This is a genomic window from Candidatus Paceibacterota bacterium, from assembly GCA_035530615.1.
GTDB lineage: Bacteria > Actinomycetota > Actinomycetes > Nanopelagicales > Nanopelagicaceae > QYPT01.
The window spans coordinates 415,120-436,279 of the sequence record DATKUL010000002.1; the positions used below are offsets into that span (position 1 = coordinate 415,120).

Annotated in this window: 23 protein-coding genes; 21 read left to right on the plus strand and 2 right to left on the minus strand. The window is 51.7% G+C overall.

Annotated elements, in window-relative coordinates; translation table 11 throughout:
- Positions 1 to 5: 5 nt before the first annotated feature.
- On the plus strand, positions 6 to 650 hold the full coding sequence (locus tag VMW30_05080; GenBank protein ID HUW87731.1) for an NYN domain-containing protein: 645 nt from the start codon (positions 6 to 8) through the stop codon (positions 648 to 650).
- Here the strand turns inward: VMW30_05080 and VMW30_05085 are convergent.
- Positions 632 to 1,234, minus strand: a complete 603-nt coding sequence (locus VMW30_05085) for a hypothetical protein (GenBank protein HUW87732.1) — start codon at positions 1,232 to 1,234, stop codon at positions 632 to 634. The genes VMW30_05080 and VMW30_05085 overlap by 19 nt on opposite strands.
- A gap of 23 nt (positions 1,235 to 1,257) precedes the next feature.
- Here VMW30_05085 and VMW30_05090 point away from each other — a divergent pair, with 23 nt between their 5' ends.
- From VMW30_05090 to VMW30_05155, 14 genes are read left to right on the plus strand one after another with little or no spacing between them, the layout of a single operon-like run.
- Positions 1,258 to 1,860, plus strand: a complete 603-nt coding sequence (locus VMW30_05090) for a CDP-alcohol phosphatidyltransferase family protein (protein ID HUW87733.1) — start codon at positions 1,258 to 1,260, stop codon at positions 1,858 to 1,860.
- The gene (locus tag VMW30_05095; protein HUW87734.1) at positions 1,857 to 2,756 is read left to right on the plus strand and encodes a phosphatidylinositol mannoside acyltransferase; all 900 of its coding nucleotides are present in this window, start codon (positions 1,857 to 1,859) and stop codon (positions 2,754 to 2,756) included. Before VMW30_05090 ends, VMW30_05095 begins: the two co-directional genes overlap by 4 nt.
- Complete coding sequence (locus VMW30_05100) at positions 2,749 to 3,936, plus strand: glycosyltransferase family 4 protein (protein HUW87735.1); 1,188 nt, start codon at positions 2,749 to 2,751, stop codon at positions 3,934 to 3,936. The genes VMW30_05095 and VMW30_05100 overlap by 8 nt, the downstream gene beginning before the upstream one ends.
- Positions 3,933 to 4,436 carry a hypothetical protein gene (locus tag VMW30_05105; GenBank protein HUW87736.1) on the plus strand — a complete coding sequence of 168 codons (504 nt, stop codon included), beginning with the start codon at positions 3,933 to 3,935 and terminating at the stop codon, positions 4,434 to 4,436. The genes VMW30_05100 and VMW30_05105 overlap by 4 nt, the downstream gene beginning before the upstream one ends.
- Positions 4,411 to 5,490, plus strand: coding sequence for a DUF3048 domain-containing protein (locus VMW30_05110; protein ID HUW87737.1), 1,080 nt, complete (start codon positions 4,411 to 4,413; stop codon positions 5,488 to 5,490). The genes VMW30_05105 and VMW30_05110 overlap by 26 nt, the downstream gene beginning before the upstream one ends.
- 32 nt (positions 5,491 to 5,522) lie before the next feature.
- Positions 5,523 to 6,410, plus strand: a complete 888-nt coding sequence (gene pdxS / locus VMW30_05115) for a pyridoxal 5'-phosphate synthase lyase subunit PdxS (protein HUW87738.1) — start codon at positions 5,523 to 5,525, stop codon at positions 6,408 to 6,410.
- A gap of 20 nt (positions 6,411 to 6,430) precedes the next feature.
- Entirely contained in the window at positions 6,431 to 7,033 is a 603-nt protein-coding gene (gene pdxT, locus VMW30_05120; GenBank protein HUW87739.1) for a pyridoxal 5'-phosphate synthase glutaminase subunit PdxT, read from the plus strand.
- Between the two features lie 49 nt (positions 7,034 to 7,082).
- Positions 7,083 to 7,835 carry a YebC/PmpR family DNA-binding transcriptional regulator gene (locus tag VMW30_05125; protein ID HUW87740.1) on the plus strand — a complete coding sequence of 251 codons (753 nt, stop codon included), beginning with the start codon at positions 7,083 to 7,085 and terminating at the stop codon, positions 7,833 to 7,835.
- Positions 7,836 to 7,888: 53 nt separating this feature from the next.
- Positions 7,889 to 8,428, plus strand: coding sequence for a crossover junction endodeoxyribonuclease RuvC (ruvC, locus tag VMW30_05130; protein ID HUW87741.1), 540 nt, complete (start codon positions 7,889 to 7,891; stop codon positions 8,426 to 8,428).
- Positions 8,425 to 9,024 carry a Holliday junction branch migration protein RuvA gene (gene ruvA / locus VMW30_05135; protein HUW87742.1) on the plus strand — a complete coding sequence of 200 codons (600 nt, stop codon included), beginning with the start codon at positions 8,425 to 8,427 and terminating at the stop codon, positions 9,022 to 9,024. The genes ruvC and ruvA overlap by 4 nt, the downstream gene beginning before the upstream one ends.
- 3 nt (positions 9,025 to 9,027) lie before the next feature.
- On the plus strand, positions 9,028 to 10,080 hold the full coding sequence (ruvB, locus tag VMW30_05140) for a Holliday junction branch migration DNA helicase RuvB (protein HUW87743.1): 1,053 nt from the start codon (positions 9,028 to 9,030) through the stop codon (positions 10,078 to 10,080).
- A gap of 11 nt (positions 10,081 to 10,091) precedes the next feature.
- Entirely contained in the window at positions 10,092 to 11,618 is a 1,527-nt protein-coding gene (secD, locus tag VMW30_05145) for a protein translocase subunit SecD (protein HUW87744.1), read from the plus strand.
- A gap of 2 nt (positions 11,619 to 11,620) precedes the next feature.
- A complete protein-coding gene (gene secF / locus VMW30_05150) occupies positions 11,621 to 12,694 on the plus strand; it encodes a protein translocase subunit SecF (protein HUW87745.1) in 1,074 nt (357 codons plus the stop codon).
- Between the two features lie 44 nt (positions 12,695 to 12,738).
- The gene (locus VMW30_05155; protein HUW87746.1) at positions 12,739 to 14,898 is read left to right on the plus strand and encodes a bifunctional (p)ppGpp synthetase/guanosine-3',5'-bis(diphosphate) 3'-pyrophosphohydrolase; all 2,160 of its coding nucleotides are present in this window, start codon (positions 12,739 to 12,741) and stop codon (positions 14,896 to 14,898) included.
- Here the strand turns inward: VMW30_05155 and VMW30_05160 are convergent.
- On the minus strand, positions 14,895 to 16,208 hold the full coding sequence (locus VMW30_05160) for a DUF349 domain-containing protein (GenBank protein HUW87747.1): 1,314 nt from the start codon (positions 16,206 to 16,208) through the stop codon (positions 14,895 to 14,897). The two genes, VMW30_05155 and VMW30_05160, sit on opposite strands and share 4 nt — an antisense overlap.
- Before the next feature lie 152 nt (positions 16,209 to 16,360).
- Between VMW30_05160 and VMW30_05165 the strand changes: the two genes are divergently transcribed.
- The 6 genes from VMW30_05165 (at position 16,361) to VMW30_05190 (ending at position 21,158) form a co-directional block, all read left to right on the plus strand.
- Positions 16,361 to 17,020, plus strand: a complete 660-nt coding sequence (locus VMW30_05165; GenBank protein ID HUW87748.1) for an MBL fold metallo-hydrolase — start codon at positions 16,361 to 16,363, stop codon at positions 17,018 to 17,020.
- Positions 17,017 to 18,282 (plus strand): histidine--tRNA ligase, encoded by a 1,266-nt coding sequence (gene hisS, locus VMW30_05170; GenBank protein ID HUW87749.1) that lies wholly within the window; start codon positions 17,017 to 17,019, stop codon positions 18,280 to 18,282. Before VMW30_05165 ends, hisS begins: the two co-directional genes overlap by 4 nt.
- Before the next feature lie 37 nt (positions 18,283 to 18,319).
- Positions 18,320 to 20,065, plus strand: coding sequence for an aspartate--tRNA ligase (gene aspS, locus VMW30_05175; GenBank protein ID HUW87750.1), 1,746 nt, complete (start codon positions 18,320 to 18,322; stop codon positions 20,063 to 20,065).
- A gap of 95 nt (positions 20,066 to 20,160) precedes the next feature.
- A complete protein-coding gene (locus tag VMW30_05180) occupies positions 20,161 to 20,532 on the plus strand; it encodes a hypothetical protein (GenBank protein ID HUW87751.1) in 372 nt (123 codons plus the stop codon).
- A gap of 26 nt (positions 20,533 to 20,558) precedes the next feature.
- On the plus strand, positions 20,559 to 20,714 hold the full coding sequence (locus VMW30_05185) for a DUF6131 family protein (GenBank protein HUW87752.1): 156 nt from the start codon (positions 20,559 to 20,561) through the stop codon (positions 20,712 to 20,714).
- An 84-nt stretch (positions 20,715 to 20,798) separates the two neighbouring features.
- Positions 20,799 to 21,158 (plus strand): DUF948 domain-containing protein, encoded by a 360-nt coding sequence (locus VMW30_05190; protein ID HUW87753.1) that lies wholly within the window; start codon positions 20,799 to 20,801, stop codon positions 21,156 to 21,158.
- Positions 21,159 to 21,160 lie beyond the last annotated feature (2 nt).

Sequence of the window (21,160 nt, forward strand, 5' to 3'; positions counted from 1 at the left end):
TATGAGTGGGCGACAAGGTCGTTCTCTTTCTGGATTATCAGAATATATACAGACGGGCGCGCGACGCCTTTTTTTCGCACGGAGTTGACCCACATTGGCGCGGACAAATAAGTCCAATCAAACTTGGTTTACTTCTCGTTGAAAGAAGTCCTTTTGATCGAGAACTTTTAGGCGTTCGTGTCTATAGAGGCTTGCCGAGTAATTCACGGGACAAGCTTGGTTATGCTGCTGCCCGAAAACAAATTGCCCATTGGCAAGAGGACTCCCGCGTGAGCGTTGTCGTTCATCCTCTGCGTTATCCCAACGGTTGGCCAAACTCTCATAGGGAAGGCGAGAAACCAACAGAAAAGGGCATTGATGTTTCGCTTGCCATTGACTTTGTCACAATGGCAGTACGTAATGAGTATGACATTGGGATTTTGTTTAGTGCTGATACCGATCTCAAACCGGCACTCAAATTTGTCGACGGGTCGGAGATGAGTGCGACTGGGGAAGTTGCCGCTTGGAGGAGATCACCTTCCCGTGATGTTTCGAATCCGATTAAGCAGCAACGTCTATCGTTGGGCGACAACAAACCATTTTGTCACTGGCTCGATAGCGCGGATTACATGATGGTGAGCGATGAGGTCGATTACAATCGGTCGAGATAACTTTTTACGATATCGACACCGATACCACGATCCAACCAGATAGGGATAGCGGGGAACAATAATCCTGCAGCAAATCCGTCCTCGCCCATGACATCGATAGCTGCGAGGTACTCACTTTGAAATTCTGAAACCAAAGTCTTGTGCTCGGGATCGCTCTCTGTAATTGAGGGAGGGGTGGTCGAATAGTCATGTATCTTCAAATCTGACAGAGAGATCAATGCACAAGGCAGGCCTTGGTCATCATGAAGGACGAGGTAGGGGGTCACGGTCAGATCGAAAACTCTGTTGGCGAGGAGAACCGCATCATCAAAGTCGGCTTCTTGATTTTCGATCCCCGTGACTATGACCATTCGTGGGGGCATTGAGTCATTGAGGGCTTCCCAATTCTGGATTGTCGTGCCATCGATTCCCAGGGCAGGGTCAATAACGAAGATCGCCACGTCGCAGTTCTCGTCGGCGTCTTGATGTACGGTCCCTCCAAAGAGATCGGCTATCGCCTCAGGATGGGCACTTGGGTGGCCAAATACGTGGATGGACAAGGCCCCAGGCTGCGTGGGGTTCGGGGTCAAGCTAGGTGTAGGCACGAGGTCAGCCTACGATGGGGCCGATGATTAGCGACATATTGAAGCCGGCCGTGACTCGGGTTATCACTCCTTTGGCCAAAGGCCTGCTCCGGATCGGTTTCACGCCCAACGGGGTCACGGTTGTGGGTGCGATCGGGGTGGTCGTTTCGGCCTTCTATTTCTACGCTGATTCCCGCTTCGCCATCGGTTCTCTGTTCGTCTCGGTCTTTGTGCTGAGTGATCTCTTTGACGGGACGATGGCTCGTATTTCCAAGCAAGGTTCCAGCCGGTGGGGTGGTTTCTTAGATTCGACAATCGACCGAATAACAGACTCGTCAATTATTGTCGCCCTTCTGCTGGGATTGAATAAAAGCCAAGATCCTTTGATACCTGTCGTTCTCGTTGCTTTAGTCACCGGAATATTGGTTCCATATATACGTGCAAAAGCCGAATCAATGGATATTAAATGCAGTGGGGGACTCGCGGAGCGGACCGAGCGATTGGCCATTGCAATTCTCTCCATTGGATTTCACGGGCTAAACGTTCAGTATGTGCTTGCCGTTGGCATGTGGCTGCTTGCAATTCTTGGGGCGGTCACGGTTGTTCAAAGAATCCTGATTGTCCGCAACGCCGTGAGATCCGAATGAAGAAGTTGCTCGACGCCTTGGTTGCAGCGTTGTACTTGCTGGCCTGGAGGATTGTGAGATGGCTTCCAGAAAAATGGGCTTACGGCTGTTTTTATTCTCTTGGAAAAGTATTGATTAAACGAGATGGAAAGAGTGTTCGGCGACTTCGTTCAAACCTGGCTCATGTGAAGCCTGAGTATTCCGAGTCACAGTTGGAGTCGCTGTTAGCTGATTCGATGAACTCTTATTTGCGTTATTGGTGCGACACCTTCCGTTTCCCTGATTGGAGTAACGAGCGCGTGATGAGCACCGTTGAAGTTGAGAACGAAGAACTACTTACGCAAGCCATCGCTGCCGGGACGGGAGTGATAGTCGCGCTCCCACATGCAGGAAATTGGGATCATGCCGGAGCTTACTTCTGCAGTAAGGGTGTAAAAATAGTAACTGTCGCCGAACGTTTGAAACCTGAAATACTCTTTCGAAAGTTCTTGGCTTATAGAGAAGCAATAGGAATGGAAGTGTTGTCGTTAGATTCGCGCTCTATTGCAACTTTGGCGCAGCGTCTTCGTGAGGGTGGTCTAGTCGCACTTGTTGCAGATCGGGATCTTTCGAAAACGGGAGTCACCGTAGATTTCTTTGGCGGAAAGGCTCGTATGCCGGCAGGGCCCGCCGTGCTCGCGATAAATACGAAAGCACCATTGGTTACCGCCTATGTTTCATACACTCCACAGGGAATTCATATTGATTTTCGCTCAATCCTTACGGATTTCCCCGGTACGAAGCAGGAACGAGTCCAGGAAATTGTCCAGCGCTGCGCAGACAATTTTGCTGATGGGATAGGCGAATCTCCGCAGGACTGGCATATGCTGCAACGAATCTGGGTTGATGGCGATTTTAAGGAACGGGAAGATGTCTAATCTCAAACCACTCCGGATCGGCATCGTCTGTCCCTACGGATGGGACGCACCCGGTGGTGTGCAGGCGCATATCCGAGATTTAGCCGAATATCTCATTTCTCATGGGCATACGGTTTCGGTCCTCACACCTGCTGCCACGGAAGATGCATTGCCTCCCTATGTGGTGAGCGCCGGTAAACCAATCGCAATTCCTTATAACGGCGCGGTTGCCCGAGTCCTTTTTGGACCTATTGCCTTCGCCAGAGTACGACAATGGATCTCGCAAGGAAATTTTGACCTCTTGCATCTTCATGAGCCTGCCATCCCTTCGCTCTCACTTCTTGCCTGTTGGGCGGCGGAAGGTCCGATGGTCGGGACATTCCACGCGGCCTCAAAGAAACAGAAGGCGATTTTCGCAATTGGCCCAATTCTCGAACCGGTGATCGAAAAACTCTCTGCGCGCATTGCGGTAAGTGAAGTCGCCCGGCTGACCCTGACTGCTCATCTTGAAACCGATGCGATCGTCATTCCCAATGGAATTTATGGTGACCGCTTCGCAGCCGGCGCTTCGCAAGCAAAGTGGTCAGGCAATACACTGGGCTTTATCGGGCGGTTCGAAGAGCCACGCAAGGGCCTTTCAGTGCTCTTGGATGCTCTCCCGATCATTACACGATTTATCCCAGATGTCAGGGTTCTAGTCGCAGGTCCAGGCGATAGCGACGAATTCATCAAGAAAGTCGCTCCGCAATTGAGAAATCGAATTACATTTCTCGGGCGGCTGAGCGAGGAAGATAAAATAGATTTTCTGAGTTCAGTGTCGATTTATGTAGCACCAAATACCGGGGGAGAGTCTTTCGGAATTATTTTGGCCGAAGCAATGGCTGCAGGTACTTGCGTGGTAGCTAGCGACATACCGGCCTTTAATTCCATGTTAGGTGAAGGCAAATTCGGATCGATTTTTCCATCCGAAGATTCGAGTGCCTTGGCGAATGCCATTGTCGAGTTGCTGCACGATGATGAAAAACGGGAACAACTCGCTGCTGCGGGCCAGCAGAATGCCAAGCGGTTTGATTGGGACACTGTTGCTAAACAGATTTTCTCAGTCTATGAGATGGCGATGGTGGGACGTGATGGGGTTCATTTGGCTTCTGAAACGCGCAGTTGGAGTAGATTGCTCAACCGCGACGAAGGAGTTCAATGAAAAATATATTGGTAATCCTTCTCGTCGTTTTCGTCTTTCTTTGGTACCTCAGCTTCTCGGCTACTCGACTTGACCGTCTCCACCATCGCGTTGAGACAAGTTGGGCCAATTTGGACGGATTGCTGCAAAGGCGTGCCGCAATCGCCCTCGAATTAGCCAGAAGCAAGTTCGCTGACCCCGCCTCTTCCCTCCTACTGACCGCTGCCGCCTATCAAGCTAGAGATGCTTCCGTTGCCCTGCGTTCACAGGCTGAAAGTGGATTGTCCGGTGCACTGCGCCTGCTTCAAATGGATCTAGAGTCCGACGCGGGGCCAGCCGAAAAGTCGCTTCTAAGCGAACTTTCAGATTTATCTGCCAAAATACGGGTGGCCATTGCACTACACGTCGATTCAGTAAATAGCACGAGGGTGGTTCGTCAGAAATTGATATTTAAAATATTTCGCCTAGCGGGACGAGCTCCGTTTCCTGTCACGTATGAATTTGAAGATGATGCAATATAAGAAACTTTCGGTACTTGGTGTCGTGACCCTTACCGCCCTCGTTCTGCTTTCTGGTTGTCAATCTGTTAGGAAGTCATCGGATGCAGCAGATGTTCCGACCCCTACGAAAACCGTTATCACGTATAACTCGCTCAGCGGAAGAGTTGGCACCGATGGTCCAGTATTGGTTGTGAAGATTGACGACACTGCCCAAGCGCATCCCCAAATTGGGTTAGATGAAGCCGACGTGGTTTACATCGAACAGGTTGAAGGCGGACTCACTCGACTCGCTGCGGTTTTTTCATCCATAATTCCTAATCAAATTGGCCCGGTACGAAGTGCGCGAATTTCCGATATCGACATACTCGCTCAGTACGGGCATGTTGCCTTTGCTTACAGCGGAGCACAATCAAAATTGCTCCCTGTGATTCACGCGGCAAATTTGCAAGATTTGGGTGCGCAACGCGAATCGCCAACAATTTACGTCCGAGATGAGACTCGGTATGCACCGGTCAATTTGATTCTCCAAGCGGATCTACTCATGGCCAGACTCAAAGCGGAATCTGTTCCAATCGATGTTTCGAAGAATATGGGCTGGAATTTTTCCCTGGCTGCGCCACTGGGTGGCAATCCGATTATTTCCGTGAAGTTGACATGGCCGGCAAATTCATACACCGCTACCTGGTCTGCGACACAATCGCGTTGGCTTTTTTATCAAAACGGAAAGCCAGATCTCGCTGCCGATGGAAAACAGTTGGGTCCCACAACCCTTGCAATCCAGATGGTTTCCATAACGCCTTCCATCTATCACGATAAATTCGGTGGAGTCACTCCATTCTCGGCCACGGTTGGTCAAGGAGATGGTTTCATCTTGCGTGATGGGACTTCTTATCCAGCCAAATGGAGCAGGCCAAGTGCGACGTCGGGGACCACGTGGACCCAAATAGACGGCTCGCCATTACCTTTTGCCCCCGGACAGATCTGGGTAGCTCTCACTAATACTGTGCCCGTTTTCGCCTTGCCTACGCCTGCGGGCACTTCGGCAACGTCTGCAAGTCCCACTCCAACAAAGTAGGATTAGGTCTTCAAAGATCTTAGGGAGTGTTCATGTCTGAGGCAGTGGGTACGGGACGAGTCAAGCGCGGGATGGCGGAAATGCTCAAGGGCGGCGTCATCATGGACGTGGTGGATGCAACCCAGGCGAAGATCGCTGAGGATGCGGGCGCAGTCGCTGTTATGGCGTTGGAGCGCGTACCTGCAGACATTCGCGCGCAGGGTGGAGTTGCTCGCATGTCCGATCCAGACATGATCGAGAAAATCAAAGCGGCGGTATCCATTCCGGTTATGGCGAAGGCGCGAATTGGTCACTTTGCTGAAGCACAAATTCTGCAGAGTCTCGGCGTTGATTACATTGACGAGTCTGAAGTTCTCACCCCAGCAGATTACGAAAATCACATTAACAAGTGGGACTTCACTGTTCCTTTCGTTTGTGGCGCAACAAATTTGGGCGAAGCCCTTCGTCGTATCAATGAAGGTGCAGCCATGATCCGCTCCAAGGGCGAAGCTGGAACGGGTGATGTTTCAAATGCGGTCACTCACATGCGCAAGATATGGGCAGAAATCCGACGACTTTCAACTATGCGCGAAGACGAACTTTATGTAGCAGCCAAAGAATTGCAAGCACCTTTTGAGTTAGTGAAGGAAGTAGCCCAGTCTGGAAAACTTCCGGTTGTTATGTTCTCTGCAGGTGGCATCGCTACCCCGGCTGACGCCGCTTTGATGATGCAATTGGGTGCGGACGGGGTCTTTATTGGTTCGGGAATTTTCAAATCCGGCGATCCTGCTAATCGCGCGGTTGCTTGCGTTAAGGCCACGACTTTCTTTGAGGATGCAAAAGTAGTTGCAGATGCATCTCGCGGCCTGGGAGATGCAATGGTCGGAATAAATGTCGCCGATATTCCCGTCCCTCATCGCCTCGCAGATCGTGGATGGTAATTCGACATTCAGATGCAATTATGAAAGTTGGAGTACTCGCGCTGCAAGGTGATGTTCGAGAACACTTTGTTTCCCTGCAGGAAGTCGGCGCCAATCCGATTACAGTGCGGCGGCTTTCTGAGCTTGAATCAATCGACGCCTTGGTCATTCCGGGGGGCGAATCGACGACTATTGCGTTGCTCGCGCAAACCTTTCATCTCTTCGAACCGATTCAGAAGCGCATAGCGGAGGGCCTTCCGGTTTATGGATCGTGCGCTGGCATGATTCTTCTAGCAGATCGAGTGCTGGATGCAACGGAGAATCAAAAGACATTCGGCGGGCTCGATATCACCCTTCGTCGCAACGCGTTCGGTCGGCAAGTAGATTCCTTTGAATCGGACCTGAATTTCCGGGGCATTGATGGGGAACTCAGGGCAATCTTTATCCGGGCTCCTTGGGTAGAGCAGGTTGGGCCTAATGTGGAAGTGCTGGCATCGGTGAATGTTCATGGAACTGAGCACCCGGTGGCGGTCCGGCAAGGCGCAGTACTGGCAACGTCATTTCATCCTGAATTGACCAACGACTACCGCATTCATCGCTATTTCCTGGAAGAGGTGTGTGGAGCGAGTAGCAGAATCCGATAAAGTCTGCCCAATCAATTTTCTAATTTCCTAAGCGTTTATGGGGTGTTATATGTCCGGCCATTCCAAATGGGCGACGACCAAGCATAAGAAGGCCATTATTGATTCTCGCCGTGCGAAATCGTTCACCAAATTCATCAAGGCCATTGAAGTCGCGGCGCGAGCTGGCGGTGCCGATATGGCGGGCAACCCGACGCTCTATGACGCGGTCCAGAAGGCAAAGAAGAATTCCATGCCGGCTGACAATATTGATCGCGCCATCAAGCGCGGGGCTGGGCTCGAAGCCGGGGCGGCAGACTGGCAGACGATCATGTATGAGGGGTACGGTCCTGGGGGTGTGGCAATTTTAATCGAGTGTCTCACTGACAATCGCAACCGCGCTGCCTCCGAAGTTCGAGTCGGTGTGACACGTAACGGTGGAACGATGGGAGATCCTGGGTCTGTCTCATATCTTTTTAGTCGCAAGGGCGTAGTGATCGTCAATAAAGTTACTGGAGTATCCGAGGATAAGATTTTGGAAGCCGTCTTAGATGCGGGGGCACAAGAAGTGAATGACTTAGGTGAGTCATTTGAGATTGTCAGCGAACCTACAGACTTGGTTGCTGTCCGTACTGCCATCCAGCACGCGGGGATGGATTACGAGTCGGCTGAGACTTCTTTCTTGCCCTCCATGTCTATTCCTTTGGATGCCGAGCAAGCGGGTAAGGTCTTTAAACTCATTGATGCCATTGAAGAACTCGATGACGTTCAGAATGTGTATGGCAATTTCGATATCTCCGACGAAGTAATGGCGAGCCTGGATTAATAAGGCAGCGCCGCAATCTAGGCTAGCTTTGTGAGATTACGGGGAGAGATCTAGTGCGCGTTCTAGGCGTTGACCCGGGTCTGACGCGCTGCGGCGTAGGTGTGATCGATGGTGAGGTCGGTGCTCCGATCTCATTGGTCAAGGTCGGTTTGATTCAGACTTCGTCGGAACTTCCGCTTGAACAGAGGTTGATGCAGTTAGAAGAGCAACTTCAGCATTGGGTCAATGAGTTTCGTCCTGATGTAATCGCGGTCGAACGGGTTTTCTCGCAACTCAATGTTCGAACGGTGATGGGAACCGGGCAAGCATCCGGTATTGCCCTGCTTGTTGCGGCGAAATCAAATATTCGCGTGGCATTGCACACACCCACAGAAGTGAAGGCCGCGGTCACTGGAACTGGACGCGCCACTAAGGGTCAAGTGGCTGAGATGGTCAAGCGATTGTTGCGATTGGACGCTATTCCTAAACCAGTAGATAGTACTGATGCTCTAGCTCTAGCTATTTGTCATTTGTGGCGCGGGCGTGGCAATGATCGAATCGCACAGGCACTGGCGGAAGAACAAATGAGATTGAAAGCGCTTAGAACGCCATGATCTCCACGCTTTTTGGAAGAATACGGTCTCTGCAGACCGATCGAGCAATCGTGGAAGTAGGCGGCGTTGGCCTTTTAGTCAACATTACCGTGGCGACCAGCGCACGTTTAAGTGTCGGCAATGACGCACAATTCTTTACTTCTTTGGTGGTACGTGAAGACTCTCTGACTCTCTACGGATTCTTGGATGACTCCTCGCGCGCGCTCTTTGATTTAGTGCAAACAGTCTCTGGCATCGGCCCAAAGGTTGCGCTAGCTATCCTTGGAGTTATGACACCTGAGGATTTAGGTTCGGCAATTGCGCGAGAAGATGTGAAAGCAATTGAGCAAGTACCGGGCATTGGTCATAAGGGCGCACAGAGATTGATTCTGGAATTGAAGGGGAAAATTTCCCATCGCATAGTCGGACCGATTATCGGGCATGTCCCGGCCTGGCGTGAGCAACTTACGAGTGCGCTCACCTCGCTGGGTTTCTCTGCCAAAGAGTCCGATACTGCCGTTGCGCATCTTTTAGTGACTATCCAATCGGCGAATGAAGACCCAAGTTCGATCGATATCGGCGAACTACTCAAGCGCGCACTTCAAAGAGGTGCGTAAACCATGGGCGAAGAATTAGAGAGTGAACGTATAGTCGCCCCTGGGATTCGGCGCGAGGAGTCTGCCGCGGAAAATGCCCTAAGACCCAAATCGCTCTCTGAATTTATTGGACAAGAACGGGTGCGTCAGCAAATAGATGTACTGCTGACCGCCGCCCGCCATCGAAAATCACCTTCGGATCACATTCTTCTCTCCGGGCCGCCGGGGTTGGGCAAGACGACACTCGCGCTGATTCTGGCTAGCGAAATGGAGACACCCATTCGCATCACGAGCGGGCCCGCCATCACTCACGCAGGGGACTTGGCCTCGATTCTCTCCTCTCTCATGGAAGGGGAAATCCTCTTTCTCGATGAGATCCATCGGCTACCGCGTCCGGCTGAAGAACTTCTCTATCTTGCGATGGAGGATTTTCGGGTCGATGTTGTGGTGGGTAAAGGACCAGGGGCCACCGCTATTCCTCTCCAACTCCCACATTTCACTCTAGTCGGAGCGACAACTCGCGCAGGTCTCTTACCCAGCCCGCTGCGAGATCGTTTTGGGTTCACCGCCCACCTAGACTTTTACGAGGAAAGTGAAATAGCTCAAGTTCTTCTCCGTAGCGCCGCCCTCCTCTCGCTCTCCATTCACCCGCTAGCCGTTGATGAAATTGCCAGACGATCCAGAGGCACACCACGTATCGCCAATCGTCTCTTACGGCGCGTGCGCGATTATGCGCAAGTTCGAGGAGCCAACCAGTTGGGTCAGGAAGACGCTCGAGCAGCCCTGGAAATGTATGAAGTGGACGAACTCGGATTGGATCGGCTCGATCGTGCGGTACTTCTTGCCCTGGTCGAAAGATTTAATGGGGGACCTGTCGGCCTTTCCACGCTAGCCATTGCGGTCGGCGAGGAGACCGAAACTGTCGAATCGGTGGCCGAACCATTCCTTGTCCGGAACGGTTTTATGGCACGCACGCCGCGGGGTCGGGTCGCGACCGCCCTGGGTTGGAGGCATGTGGGCTACGAACCACCCATCTCCTCGCCCTCTATTTTCGACACGCCAGCCTCTGATGCCTAGACTCTCTACCCATGTCCACTTCTTCGCAATCTCGAACAGCTAAGACCGTCACCAAACCAGGTCGCTCCCTTGCGATTCTGCTCCTCGTCTTAGTCGCCTTATTGGCCGCGGTATTTATTCAGGGTGCAACCTCCGTCAAACTCGGTCTCGACCTGCGGGGTGGTACGAGCGTAACGCTCCAGCCGCGCATCGCTCCTGGCTCCACCGGGCAAGTCACCAGTGCGGCGATTGATCAAGCGGTCGCAATTATTCGCCAACGCGTGAACTCACTGGGCGTTGCCGAGAGCGAAGTCACCGCGCAGGGCAGTGGCGCAAATCGTCAGATTGTTATTTCTGTGCCAGGTGCTGCGGGGCGACGCGTCGTTGAACTCGTCGGCCAAACCGCCGAACTTAGATTCCGTCAGGTGCTTGTTTCAGGTGCGCCTGGGGCAACGCCAACGACAGGGAGCACGGCGACACCTCCGACTGGTGTGAGCACAGAATTGAATGCAAAGTTTGCGGCTCTTGATTGCACCCAGGCCTCGAATCTGCAGGGATCCGGTACGGATAATCCGAAGGACGCGATTATCGCTTGCGACCAGAAAGGCACTGGCAAATACATTCTTGCCCCCGCCGAAGTGCTGGGCTTAGATATTTCTAAGGCATCTGCCGCGCTCAATCAGAGCACTGGTAGCGGCTGGTATGTAATCCTTAACTTCACCAACGATGGCACCAAGAAATTTGCAGCCCTTACTACGCGTGTCACAACTTTGGCGCCGCCGCAGAATGAAGTCGCGATCGTCCTTGATGGACTTGTTGTATCCGCGCCTCGAATCAACGAGGCAATTACTGCAGGTAGCGCGGAAATTACGGGAAGCTTTACCCAGGCTGAGGCCACAGATTTGGCCAACGTATTGAAATATGGCGCGCTGCCATTGGCATTTGACCGTGGTGAAGTCCAACAGGTTTCTCCAACTCTTGGTGCAGATCAATTGCATGGGGGACTTCTTGCCGGGTTTATCGGGCTCTTTCTTGTTCTCTTGTACTCCCTCCTTTATTACCGAGGGCTCGGCGTTGTTTCCGTCGGCTCGCTCTTCGTGGCAGGAGTAATTGCCTATCTTCTCATTTTGCTCTTGGGTGAGTGGATCGGATTCACTCTGACTCTGGCTGGTATTGCCGGAGTGATTGTGGCCATTGGTATTACCGCCGACTCTTTTATCGTCTATTTCGAACGTATACGTGACGAAGTTCGAGAGGGTCGAAGTCTTCGTTCGGCTGTTGAGACTGGCTGGCACCGGGCGCGGCGCACCATCATTGTCGCTGATTTTGTTTCCATTATTGCGGCAGCGCTTCTATATATCTTTGCGGTTGGCGGTGTGCGTGGTTTCGCCTTCACACTTGGACTGACAACGTTGATCGACCTATTCGTTGTCTTCATCTTTACCAAACCGCTGGTAACCATTCTCGCTCGACTGCATTTCTATAGTTCAGGTCACCCCCTTTCGGGGTTCTCGCCGCAGAGCTTGGGCGTTCTCACATCAACTTCCAAGGAGGCATAAGCGTGACAAAGTTCGCTGGCTTGGGTGGCCGTCTATACAGAGGTGACACCTCGATAGATTTCATTGGTAAACGTCGCCGTTGGTATGCCTTTTCGGGCGTATTGATCATTGCTTCCGCATTGGCTCTCTCCCTGCAAGGTTTGCATTTGGGGATTGAATTTAAGGGCGGCTCGGCTTTCACAGTGACAAAATCTGACATTTCAGTTGTCGATGCACGAAGCGCACTAGAGGCAGTCAAGATTCCTGGAGAAATAATCGTCCAGAAGATCGGAACCAACAAAGTTCGCATCCAAACCAATGCATTGAGCAACGAGATGTCGAATAGTGTTCAGGACGCGTTGGCGGCCAAATTTGGCGTCTCGGTGGATTCGATTGATACGCAAACAGTTGGACCGTCTTGGGGTAAAGAAATCAGCAAGAAGGCCTTGTACGGTCTGATTGGATTCTTAGTGGTCGTGCTTCTCTACCTGGCAATGGCATTTGAGCCAAAAATGGCGATTGCCGCAATCATTGCGGTTATTCACGATCTGTTTATCACGGTGGGTATTTATGCACTGGTGGGCTTTGATGTAACACCCGCGACTGTCATCGGATTCCTTACCATCCTTGGATATTCCCTATATGACACTGTGGTCGTTTTCGACAAGGTAAGAGAGAACACTCGAACAATCACGAGTACCTCCCGCATGACTTACTCTCAGGCGGCAAACTTGGCGGTCAACCAGACACTCGTTCGGTCGATAAATACGTCAGTCATCGCGTTACTGCCCGTGGCATCAATTCTCTTTGTAGGAGCAGGACTACTTGGTGCCGGGACATTGAAGGATCTCTCGTTGGCACTCTTCATCGGTCTTGCGACCGGTACCTATTCTTCGATCTTCATTGCGACCCCGATTCTGGCAGTACTTCGCGAACAAGAACCTGCGATGCAGGCGCTTGCCAAACGCGTTGCGGCACGAAATGCGGCTCCAGTGGCGACGCTCCAGAATGCAGATTCCGTACTTGCGGTTAGAGCGGCCGGAAAGAACCAGAAGCGTGGACCGAGGAATCAACCCAAGAAAAAGGGCCGTCGCTAATACTTCAAATGCTGCACCCGTAAGTCTCAAGTAGGCTGTGCGAGGTGGACACACTCATTGCACCGGTCATTGAATCGCTGCGCGAACATCATCCAAAAGGTACAACGGATGAGGTAGAGCGGGCTTTTTCTGTAGCCGAAATTGCACATGCGGGGCAGATGCGGATGAGTGGCGATAAATACATCACTCATCCGGTGGCCGTGGCTCAAATCCTGGCTGACCTTGGACTTAATTCTGAAACGATTATCGCCGCACTTTTGCACGATACGATCGAAGATACCAAGTACTCCTTGAAGGAACTCAAATCTGATTTTGGCGATGAGATCGCCGATTTAGTTGATGGCGTTACCAAACTCGACAAACTGATCTATGGGCCAACCGCACAAGCGGAGACTGTTCGCAAAATGGTTGTGGCAATGTCGCGAGATATCCGGGTGCTTGTCATTAAGTTAGCCGATCGACTACATAACGCCCGAACGTGGAAATATGTTTCAGCCGAAAGTGCGGAGAGAAAGGCACGTGAGACGCTGGATATTTATGCCCCTTTAGCTCATCGCCTTGGCATGAACGCCATCAAGTGGGAACTGGAGGATCTCTCCTTCGAGGTTTTAGAGCCCAAAAAGTTTGAGGAGATTGCTCGATTAGTGGCGGAACGTTCTCCCTCAAGGGAGGCATTAAGCACTGATGTCATCCACCTCGTTCAGGCTGATTTGAAGCGCGATGGCATAGATGCAACCGTCACGGGTCGACAGAAACACTTTTATAGTGTCTATCAAAAGATGGTGGTGCGAGGACGCGATTTCAATGATATTTACGACCTAGTTGGAATTCGAGTGCTTGTAGAAGACGTTCGCGATTGCTATGCAGTTTTGGGGGCAATTCACGCTAGGTGGAGTCCGATTCCTGGTCGATTTAAAGATTACATCGCAATGCCAAAGTTCAATCTTTACCAATCACTTCATACTACTGTGATCGGCCCTTCGGGAAAGGCGATCGAAATACAGATTCGAACATATGACATGCATGCCAGAGCTGAATTCGGTATTGCTGCGCACTGGAAGTACAAGGACGGGGTCGAAGGGCAGAAATCACCCGAAATGCTCTGGTTGCGCCAACTCCATGATTGGCAGAAAGAGACAGAAGACCCTAGCGAATTCCTAGAGGCTCTCCGTTTTGATCTGGGAACGCCGGAAGTCTTTGTATTTACCCCGAAAGGAAATGTAATTGCACTTCCTGGAGGTTCGACACCCGTCGACTTTGCTTATGCAGTCCATACAGAAGTCGGTAATCGATGCGTAGGGGCGAAGGTAAATGGACGACTTGTTCCATTGGAGTCTCCATTATTAAATGGAGATGTTGTTGATGTCCTCACGAATAAGAGCGATAACGCGAGTCCAAGCCGTGATTGGCTTAATTTCGTCAAGAGTCCACGCGCTCGATCGAAGATAAAATCATGGTTTAGCAAAGAGCGCCGCGAGGAAGCAATCGATGCCGGACGCGAATCAATCGCACGACAGATGAGGAAGGCGGGCCTCCCTCTGCAGAAGATATTTGCCGGGCATTCTCTTCTTGAACTGGCCCATGAATTGAAGTATCCAGATATATCGGCGTTGTATGCGGCAGTGGGGGACGGTCACGTATCAGCGGCTTCGGTTGTTGAGAAATTGGTTACCACTTTAGGAGTGGAGGACTCACACCCCGAAGCATCCGTGGATACGACAACGGTTGGAACAAACATTTCGCGGCGAACCAGCAATGCGATCGAAGTTTCCGGAATTGACGATGTCTTAGTGAAGTTGGCGCGTTGCTGTACTCCTGTTCCAGGTGACGAAATCACCGGCTTCATTACGCGAGGCAGTGGCGTTTCTGTCCATCGAACCGACTGCACTAACGCCGCGGATTTGAAGCTTCACCAGGGAGACAGAATGGTGGAGGTTTCTTGGCTCTCGGGTGCCGGCAGTATTTTCTTGGTCAATATTCAGGTTGAGGCGCTAGATCGCTCCCGCTTACTTTCGGATGTGACTCGGACTCTGGCGGATCAACACGTAAATATTCTGAGCGCGGCGGTGAGTACCAGCAAGGACCGTACCGCCATTTCACGCTTTACGTTTGAAATGGCAGATGCAACGCATTTGGACGCAGTGTTATCGGCGGTTCGCCAAATAGAAGGCGTTTACGATGTCTACCGAACCACTAATAACTAGTTGAACTCAGCTAGACTTTTTTCAGCTTCGGCAAGCCAGAGACGACGGGCAGCCGCAGCTTCCTTGGCTTCAGTAGCTTTCTTGGTATTACCGGCTGCTAGCGCTTTTTCTGATTGCTTTTCGTAGTTTTCAACGGCGTCCGAAAGTTGCTTAACGACTTCGGTAGCACGTGCTTTTGCGACAGGATCCACTTTGCGCCAGCGAACATCTTCGGCGGTTTTAATCTCGACCTCCACTGCGGCAAAACGTGCCTCAAAAGCGGCCTTCTTATCGCGTTGGGTCATGCCGATGCGCTCCCATTGACGAGAAAGTTCACGGAAAGATCTCATTGCAGTTTCCGGGTTCGAGATAGGAAGGAGCGCTTCTATTTCTCCTATGAGTGCTTCGCGCTTTGCCAAATTGGAAGTCATGAGAAGATCGCGTTTTTCAAGGTCGGCATTTTTAGCAGCAAAGAATTGATCTTGTGCAGCTTTAAACCGACTCCAAAGTTTGGCGTCCTCTCCTTTCTTGCCTCGGCCGGTGGCCTTCCAGAGATCCATTAATGCTTTGAATCGCCGCGCGGTTGGTACCCACTGGGTTGAAGTGGCGAGTTGCTCAGCCTCGTTGACAAGCTCGATCTTTGCATTGGCGACCTTCGCCTGTTCGGCATCAAGGGCGGCAAAGTGGGTACGGCGCCGCTTATCAAATTTATTGCGTGAAGCCGAAAATCGTTTCCACAGTTCTGCATCGGTCTTCTTGTCTAGGCGGGGAGCAGCTTTCCATTCATCCAAGAGGGTCTTCAAGCGATCGCCAGTTGCCTTCCAACTTTCAGAAAGGGCAAGTGATTCAGCCTCAATGACGAGGATCTCTTTTGCCGCCATCACTTGCGCGCGATGCGCGGCCTTTGCTTGCGCCTCAGATGTTTTTTTGGCTTCGTATGCTTCGCGGCTTCCCTCGATAAGCAGCGGTATTTGCTCAAGGGAGAGGGAGAGGGCAACGAGATCGCCCACTCCGTTTAGCTCATTAACTTGAGTGCGTAGCCGATTGACGGCCGAGACGGCATCTGATGGAACCATCGCACCGCTGACAACCCGGGCGGCAAGCAGGGCAACTTCTGATGCAAGTGCCTCAAATTTTCGCACGAAGTAAGCAAGTGCCTCTTCGGGAGTCTTGCCTGGATAAGATCCGACTGCTTTTTCGCCTTCTGGGGTTTTGACATATACCGTGCCATCTTCGCCAACTCGACCGAACTGCGCTGGATCTCCTATAAGTGCGGATGCGGGCGATGCTGGTGCTGCTGTGGGTACTAGCGGTGTACTGCTCTCGGACATGTCATCTTCCTTTCAGCGCGGTAGGCCTTGGTGGTGCGACCGTCGCTATCAGAGTGCGTTGGCCGAGCAGGGGGCTGGGCCGTGAAGGATTGGGGTCTGGTACGGGGTAAAAGGTACCCTGTATCTCTACTTGGCGGAAATGGGGTCTCTCTGTGCTCGTGGCCTCCTTTGTTGCCCCGATGTTTGCGACCAATTGCTGGATCATCGCGCCAGGGCCGGGCCACGAGTGCATCATCATTGATCCCGGGATGCCAGATGTCTCCCACGAGGTGGCTCAAATCTGTGATCAGTACCAATTGAAACCTGTGGCCTTATTTGTCACTCATGGGCATCTGGATCACACATTTTCAGTAGTGCCCGTTTGCGCGGGGTACAACATTCCGGCGTACATTCACAGCGAAGACCGAATTCTGCTGGAGCATCCAGAACGTGCCTTGAGCCGAGAATTCGCTACGACTCTGGAGGCAAGCGTCTTTCACGAGCCATCGGATGTAAGAGAATTGCGAAATGGTGAAGAGATGGAGTTTCTAGATATGAAGATTAAGGCCATCCACGCCCCAGGTCACACACGCGGATCCTTGCTTTACTCATTTAATGATGAAATTCTCGTCTCAGGCGACGTGCTCTTTGCGGGCTCCATTGGGCGGACCGACCAACCAACCGGATCCTCTACCGATATGGAGAACACGCTGCGGAAGAAGATTCTTCCGCTTGATGACGCGATTCGGGTCTTACCTGGGCATGGGCCTGAAACGACTATTGGGTTCGAGAGACGAACCAATCCATACCTCAAGAATTTAGGACGTGGATGATGAAATACCAAGCTCCCAAAGGAGTCAGTGAATATTATCCGCCGAGATCGCGTTCCTTTGCGTGGGTAAGGGAGACACTTCTGACGCCGATTAAACGCGCCGGATACCAACTTCTTGAGTTACCCGTTTTTGAAGATACCGAACTCTTCACTCGTGGAGTGGGCGCATCGACCGATGTTGTAAGCAAGGAGATGTACACCTTTGAAGACCGCGGTGGAAGATCAATCACCTTACGACCAGAAGGAACAGTTGGGGCACTCCGCTCGATTATCGAGCATGGGCTTGATAGAGGGACTTTGCCTGCCAAAATTTTCTATAGTGGCCCGTTCTTCCGTGCGGAAAGGCCCCAAGCTGGTCGATACCGACAGTTTTATCAAGTAGGAATTGAAGCGGTTGGTACTGAAGATCCTGCCCTTGATGCGGAAGTAATTGCCATCGCACACGCGGGATACCGGGCACTCGGCCTGACGCAATTTCGACTTGAGATCACCTCTCTGGGCGATAGCACGACTCGGGCTTTACATCGGGTGGATCTGCTGGCTTTCATAGATGGCCTTGAGTTGGACGCACCGACCAAGGCTCGCGCAGAATTGAATCCACTTCGCCTCTTTGACGATAAACGCGAGGATGTTCGCGACCTCATGGCGACGGCGCCGCTGCTTCTCGACTACCTCTCGGACGAGTCGCGATCTCATTTCGAGCAAGTCAAGGGCTTTCTGCGCGACATGGGCATTGAGTTCACCGTCAATCCACGAATGGTACGTGGGCTCGATTACTACACCGGTACAACCTTCGAATTCGTTCACGATCTCCTCGGCGCTCAATCTGGAATAGGAGGGGGAGGCCGGTACGACGGACTTATGGAGCAACTCGGTGGACAACCTGTTTCTGGAATCGGATTTGGACTTGGTATAGATCGAGCATTACTTGCCGCTGAAGCAGAAGGGGTCGTAGAGAAAGCAGCATTTGTCACCGATCTCTTCATCATTCCTCTCGGAACCCCTGCGAAGTCAGTTGCGCTTTCTCTCTCCGATGAACTTCGTACGTACGACCTCACCGTAGAAATCTCCTTTGGAGATCGGTCGCTCAAATCTGCCATGAAGAATGCTGATAAAAACGGCGCGGGCTATGTGCTTATTTTGGGTGATTCTGAACTTGCCTCCGGCATGGTCGAACTAAAAGAGATGCGCACGGGTGCAACGACATCAGTTAGCCTTTCTTCCTTGGTTACGACTATTACGACCGAGATATTGACTTGGTAAAACAGATGGGAATTTCCCAGGATATGTGGAGCAATAAATGATCAGAAGTCATGGCGCAGGGACTCTCCGTAAGGACGATGTAGGTAAGACCGTCCATTTGGCGGGTTGGGTTGCGCGCCGTCGTGATCACGGGGGAGTGGCCTTCATTGATTTAAGAGATGCCACTGGCACTGTCCAAGTCGTCATCCGTGATGAGGCGATCGCCGGTGCCCTTCGTGCAGAATGGTGTCTAAAGATTGTGGGCGAAGTCCTTGAACGTCCCATGGGAAATGAAAATTCGGGGATCCCTACCGGTGAGATTGAAGTCATGGGGGATAGCGTTACGATTTTGAGCGAATCAGCACCTCTCCCTTTCCCCATTGACAGTGGGGACGAATCGGAAATTAATGAAGAGGTACGTCTGCGATATCGCTATCTGGATTTGCGACGCGAGAATCCCGCTCGAAACATTCGCCTTCGATCCAAGGTCACATCTTCTATTCGTAGAGTGATGGACGATCAGGGGTTCCTGGATATCGAGACTCCCTACCTCACCCGCTCAACTCCCGAGGGCGCACGTGACTTTTTAGTACCGGTTCGACTCCAACCAGGCAATTGGTATGCGTTGCCTCAATCGCCGCAATTGTTTAAGCAGTTGCTCATGGTTGCGGGAATGGAGAAGTATTATCAGATCGCGCGCTGTTTCCGTGACGAAGATTTCCGAGCAGACCGCCAGCCAGAATTCACGCAGCTTGATATTGAGATGTCCTTCATCGACCAAGAGGACATTCTCGAAGTCGCGGAGAAGTTGCTTGTCAAAGTCTGGAAAGAGGTAATTGATTTCGAGATTCCACTTCCAATTCGCCGAATGACTTATGCAGATGCGATGAAAGACTATGGTTCGGACAAGCCAGATCTTCGCTTTGGGCAGCAGATTCGCGAACTCACATCCTTCTTTGCTGCAACGCAATTCCGCGTCTTTCAAGCGCCGTATGTGGGTGCGGTTGTCATGCCTGGGGGAGCGAGTTCGCCGCGTCGAGAGCTGGATGCTTGGCAAGAGTGGGCAAAGACTCGTGGTGCAAAGGGTCTTGCTTACATATTGGTAAATGAAGATGGAACTCTGGGGGGACCAGTCGCAAAGAATTTATCTGAAGAAGAGTTGGCCGGCGTTGCGCAATCTGCCGGTGCAAACCCTGGAGATGCAATATTTTTCGCAGCAGGGGAAAAATCATCCTCGCAGAATTTACTAGGTGCGGTCCGTTTGGAAATCGGAAAACGTTGCGACCTGATACCTGAGGGAAAGTGGGAGTTTCTCTGGGTCTTGGATGCGCCTATGTTTGAGCGGACCGATAATGGTGGTTGGACAGCGGTGCACCATCCTTTTACCGGACCGAAGCCGGAATTTGCCCAATCTTTTCTGGAAAATCCGGGCCAGGCGTTGGCCTATGCCTATGACATTGTTCTGAATGGAACAGAACTGGGCGGCGGATCCATTCGTATTCACGACCGCGAGATGCAGAAGAAGGTCTTTCAAGTAATCGGACTCAGCGATGAAGAGGCCAACAGCAAATTTGGATTCCTTCTTGAGGCATTCAACTATGGCCCGCCACCGCATGGTGGAATTGCTCTGGGTCTGGATCGCGTCTGCGCCTTGCTGACGAATTCGGACTCAATCCGTGAGGTAATCGCTTTTCCGAAAACCGCAAGCGGTGGTGACCCACTTACCGGAGCACCTACGCCAATTACTCCTGCGCAGCGAAAAGAGAGCGGAATCGACGCGGACTCTGTGAAAAGAGTTAATTAATCGTTCTTTTCTCCTTTTTGAGCCCTATTTAGTTCTTGCGGATTGACTTCCCCCTTGCATAGGTCTTCACTGGCAGAGACCTCAGGAGGTTCCACATGATCGTTATTATCGGTCTAGTTATTCTTTCTATATCGGCATTACTCGCGGCAATGGGGTTTATCGTCAACACCAATCACCCGTTTGAGGGAGATTTCGCGCTTTTTGGTCAGCATCTGACGGGATTGACCACCGGTCGACTCTTCCTCTTCGGCGTGATAGTCGGTTTGGTTATCGCACTGGGGTTGTCCATTTTGCGGGGAGCCTTCTCTAGGAGAGTTGCCTCGCGGGAACTGCAACGTGAATTGAAGAAGTCTCAAGCCGAAACCGCATCGGTTCGGGCAGATTTCGAGCGACTGAGCGGAGAACTTGCAAGCGAACGCGCCAAGAGCCAAGTAATAGAAATTCCATCACCTGGCGCATTGATTTAGTTCCCTCTAAAAAATAAGGAGTTTTGATGATTACCCTCGGAATAGTACTGATCGTCCTTAGTATTTTTGCCCATATTGGAGCACTCCAAAGTCTTGGGGTTCTATTAATCGTGATCGGCGTGGTTCTTGCCCTACTCGGTGGCGTAGGCCGGCCAATTGGCGGGCGCCGTCACTACTGGTAAGCCTTAATCCCTCCTACATCAGTGCGCAATTCGGGTAGAGTTTCCTTATCGCGTAACTGAGCGAATGATTGGGAGGATATTGAGATGGGCCCTGGAGGTATTGCAACAATCATCGCCGCTTGCTCGCTCTTGGTTATTGCCGTGGCAATTAGTTACGCAGTAGTTCGTATTGGTCGTCTGATTGATGAAGCGAAAATCTCGTTGAAGACCATCACGGATGAAACCAAGCCACTGATTGAGGAAGTGACAACCACGGTCCAGCTGGTGAATGGCCCCCTTGAGAGTGTCAATCGGATCACTAAGAATGTCGAAGAGGTAAGTAGCAAGCTGACCGAGACTGCCTCGTCTTTCTTGGTGAAGGGCGGCCCGGCTGTGAAGGCACTTGGGTTGCTCGTAAGCGCAGCACAAATGAAGAAGTCACGTAGCTACAAGAAAAAAGGCTGAGT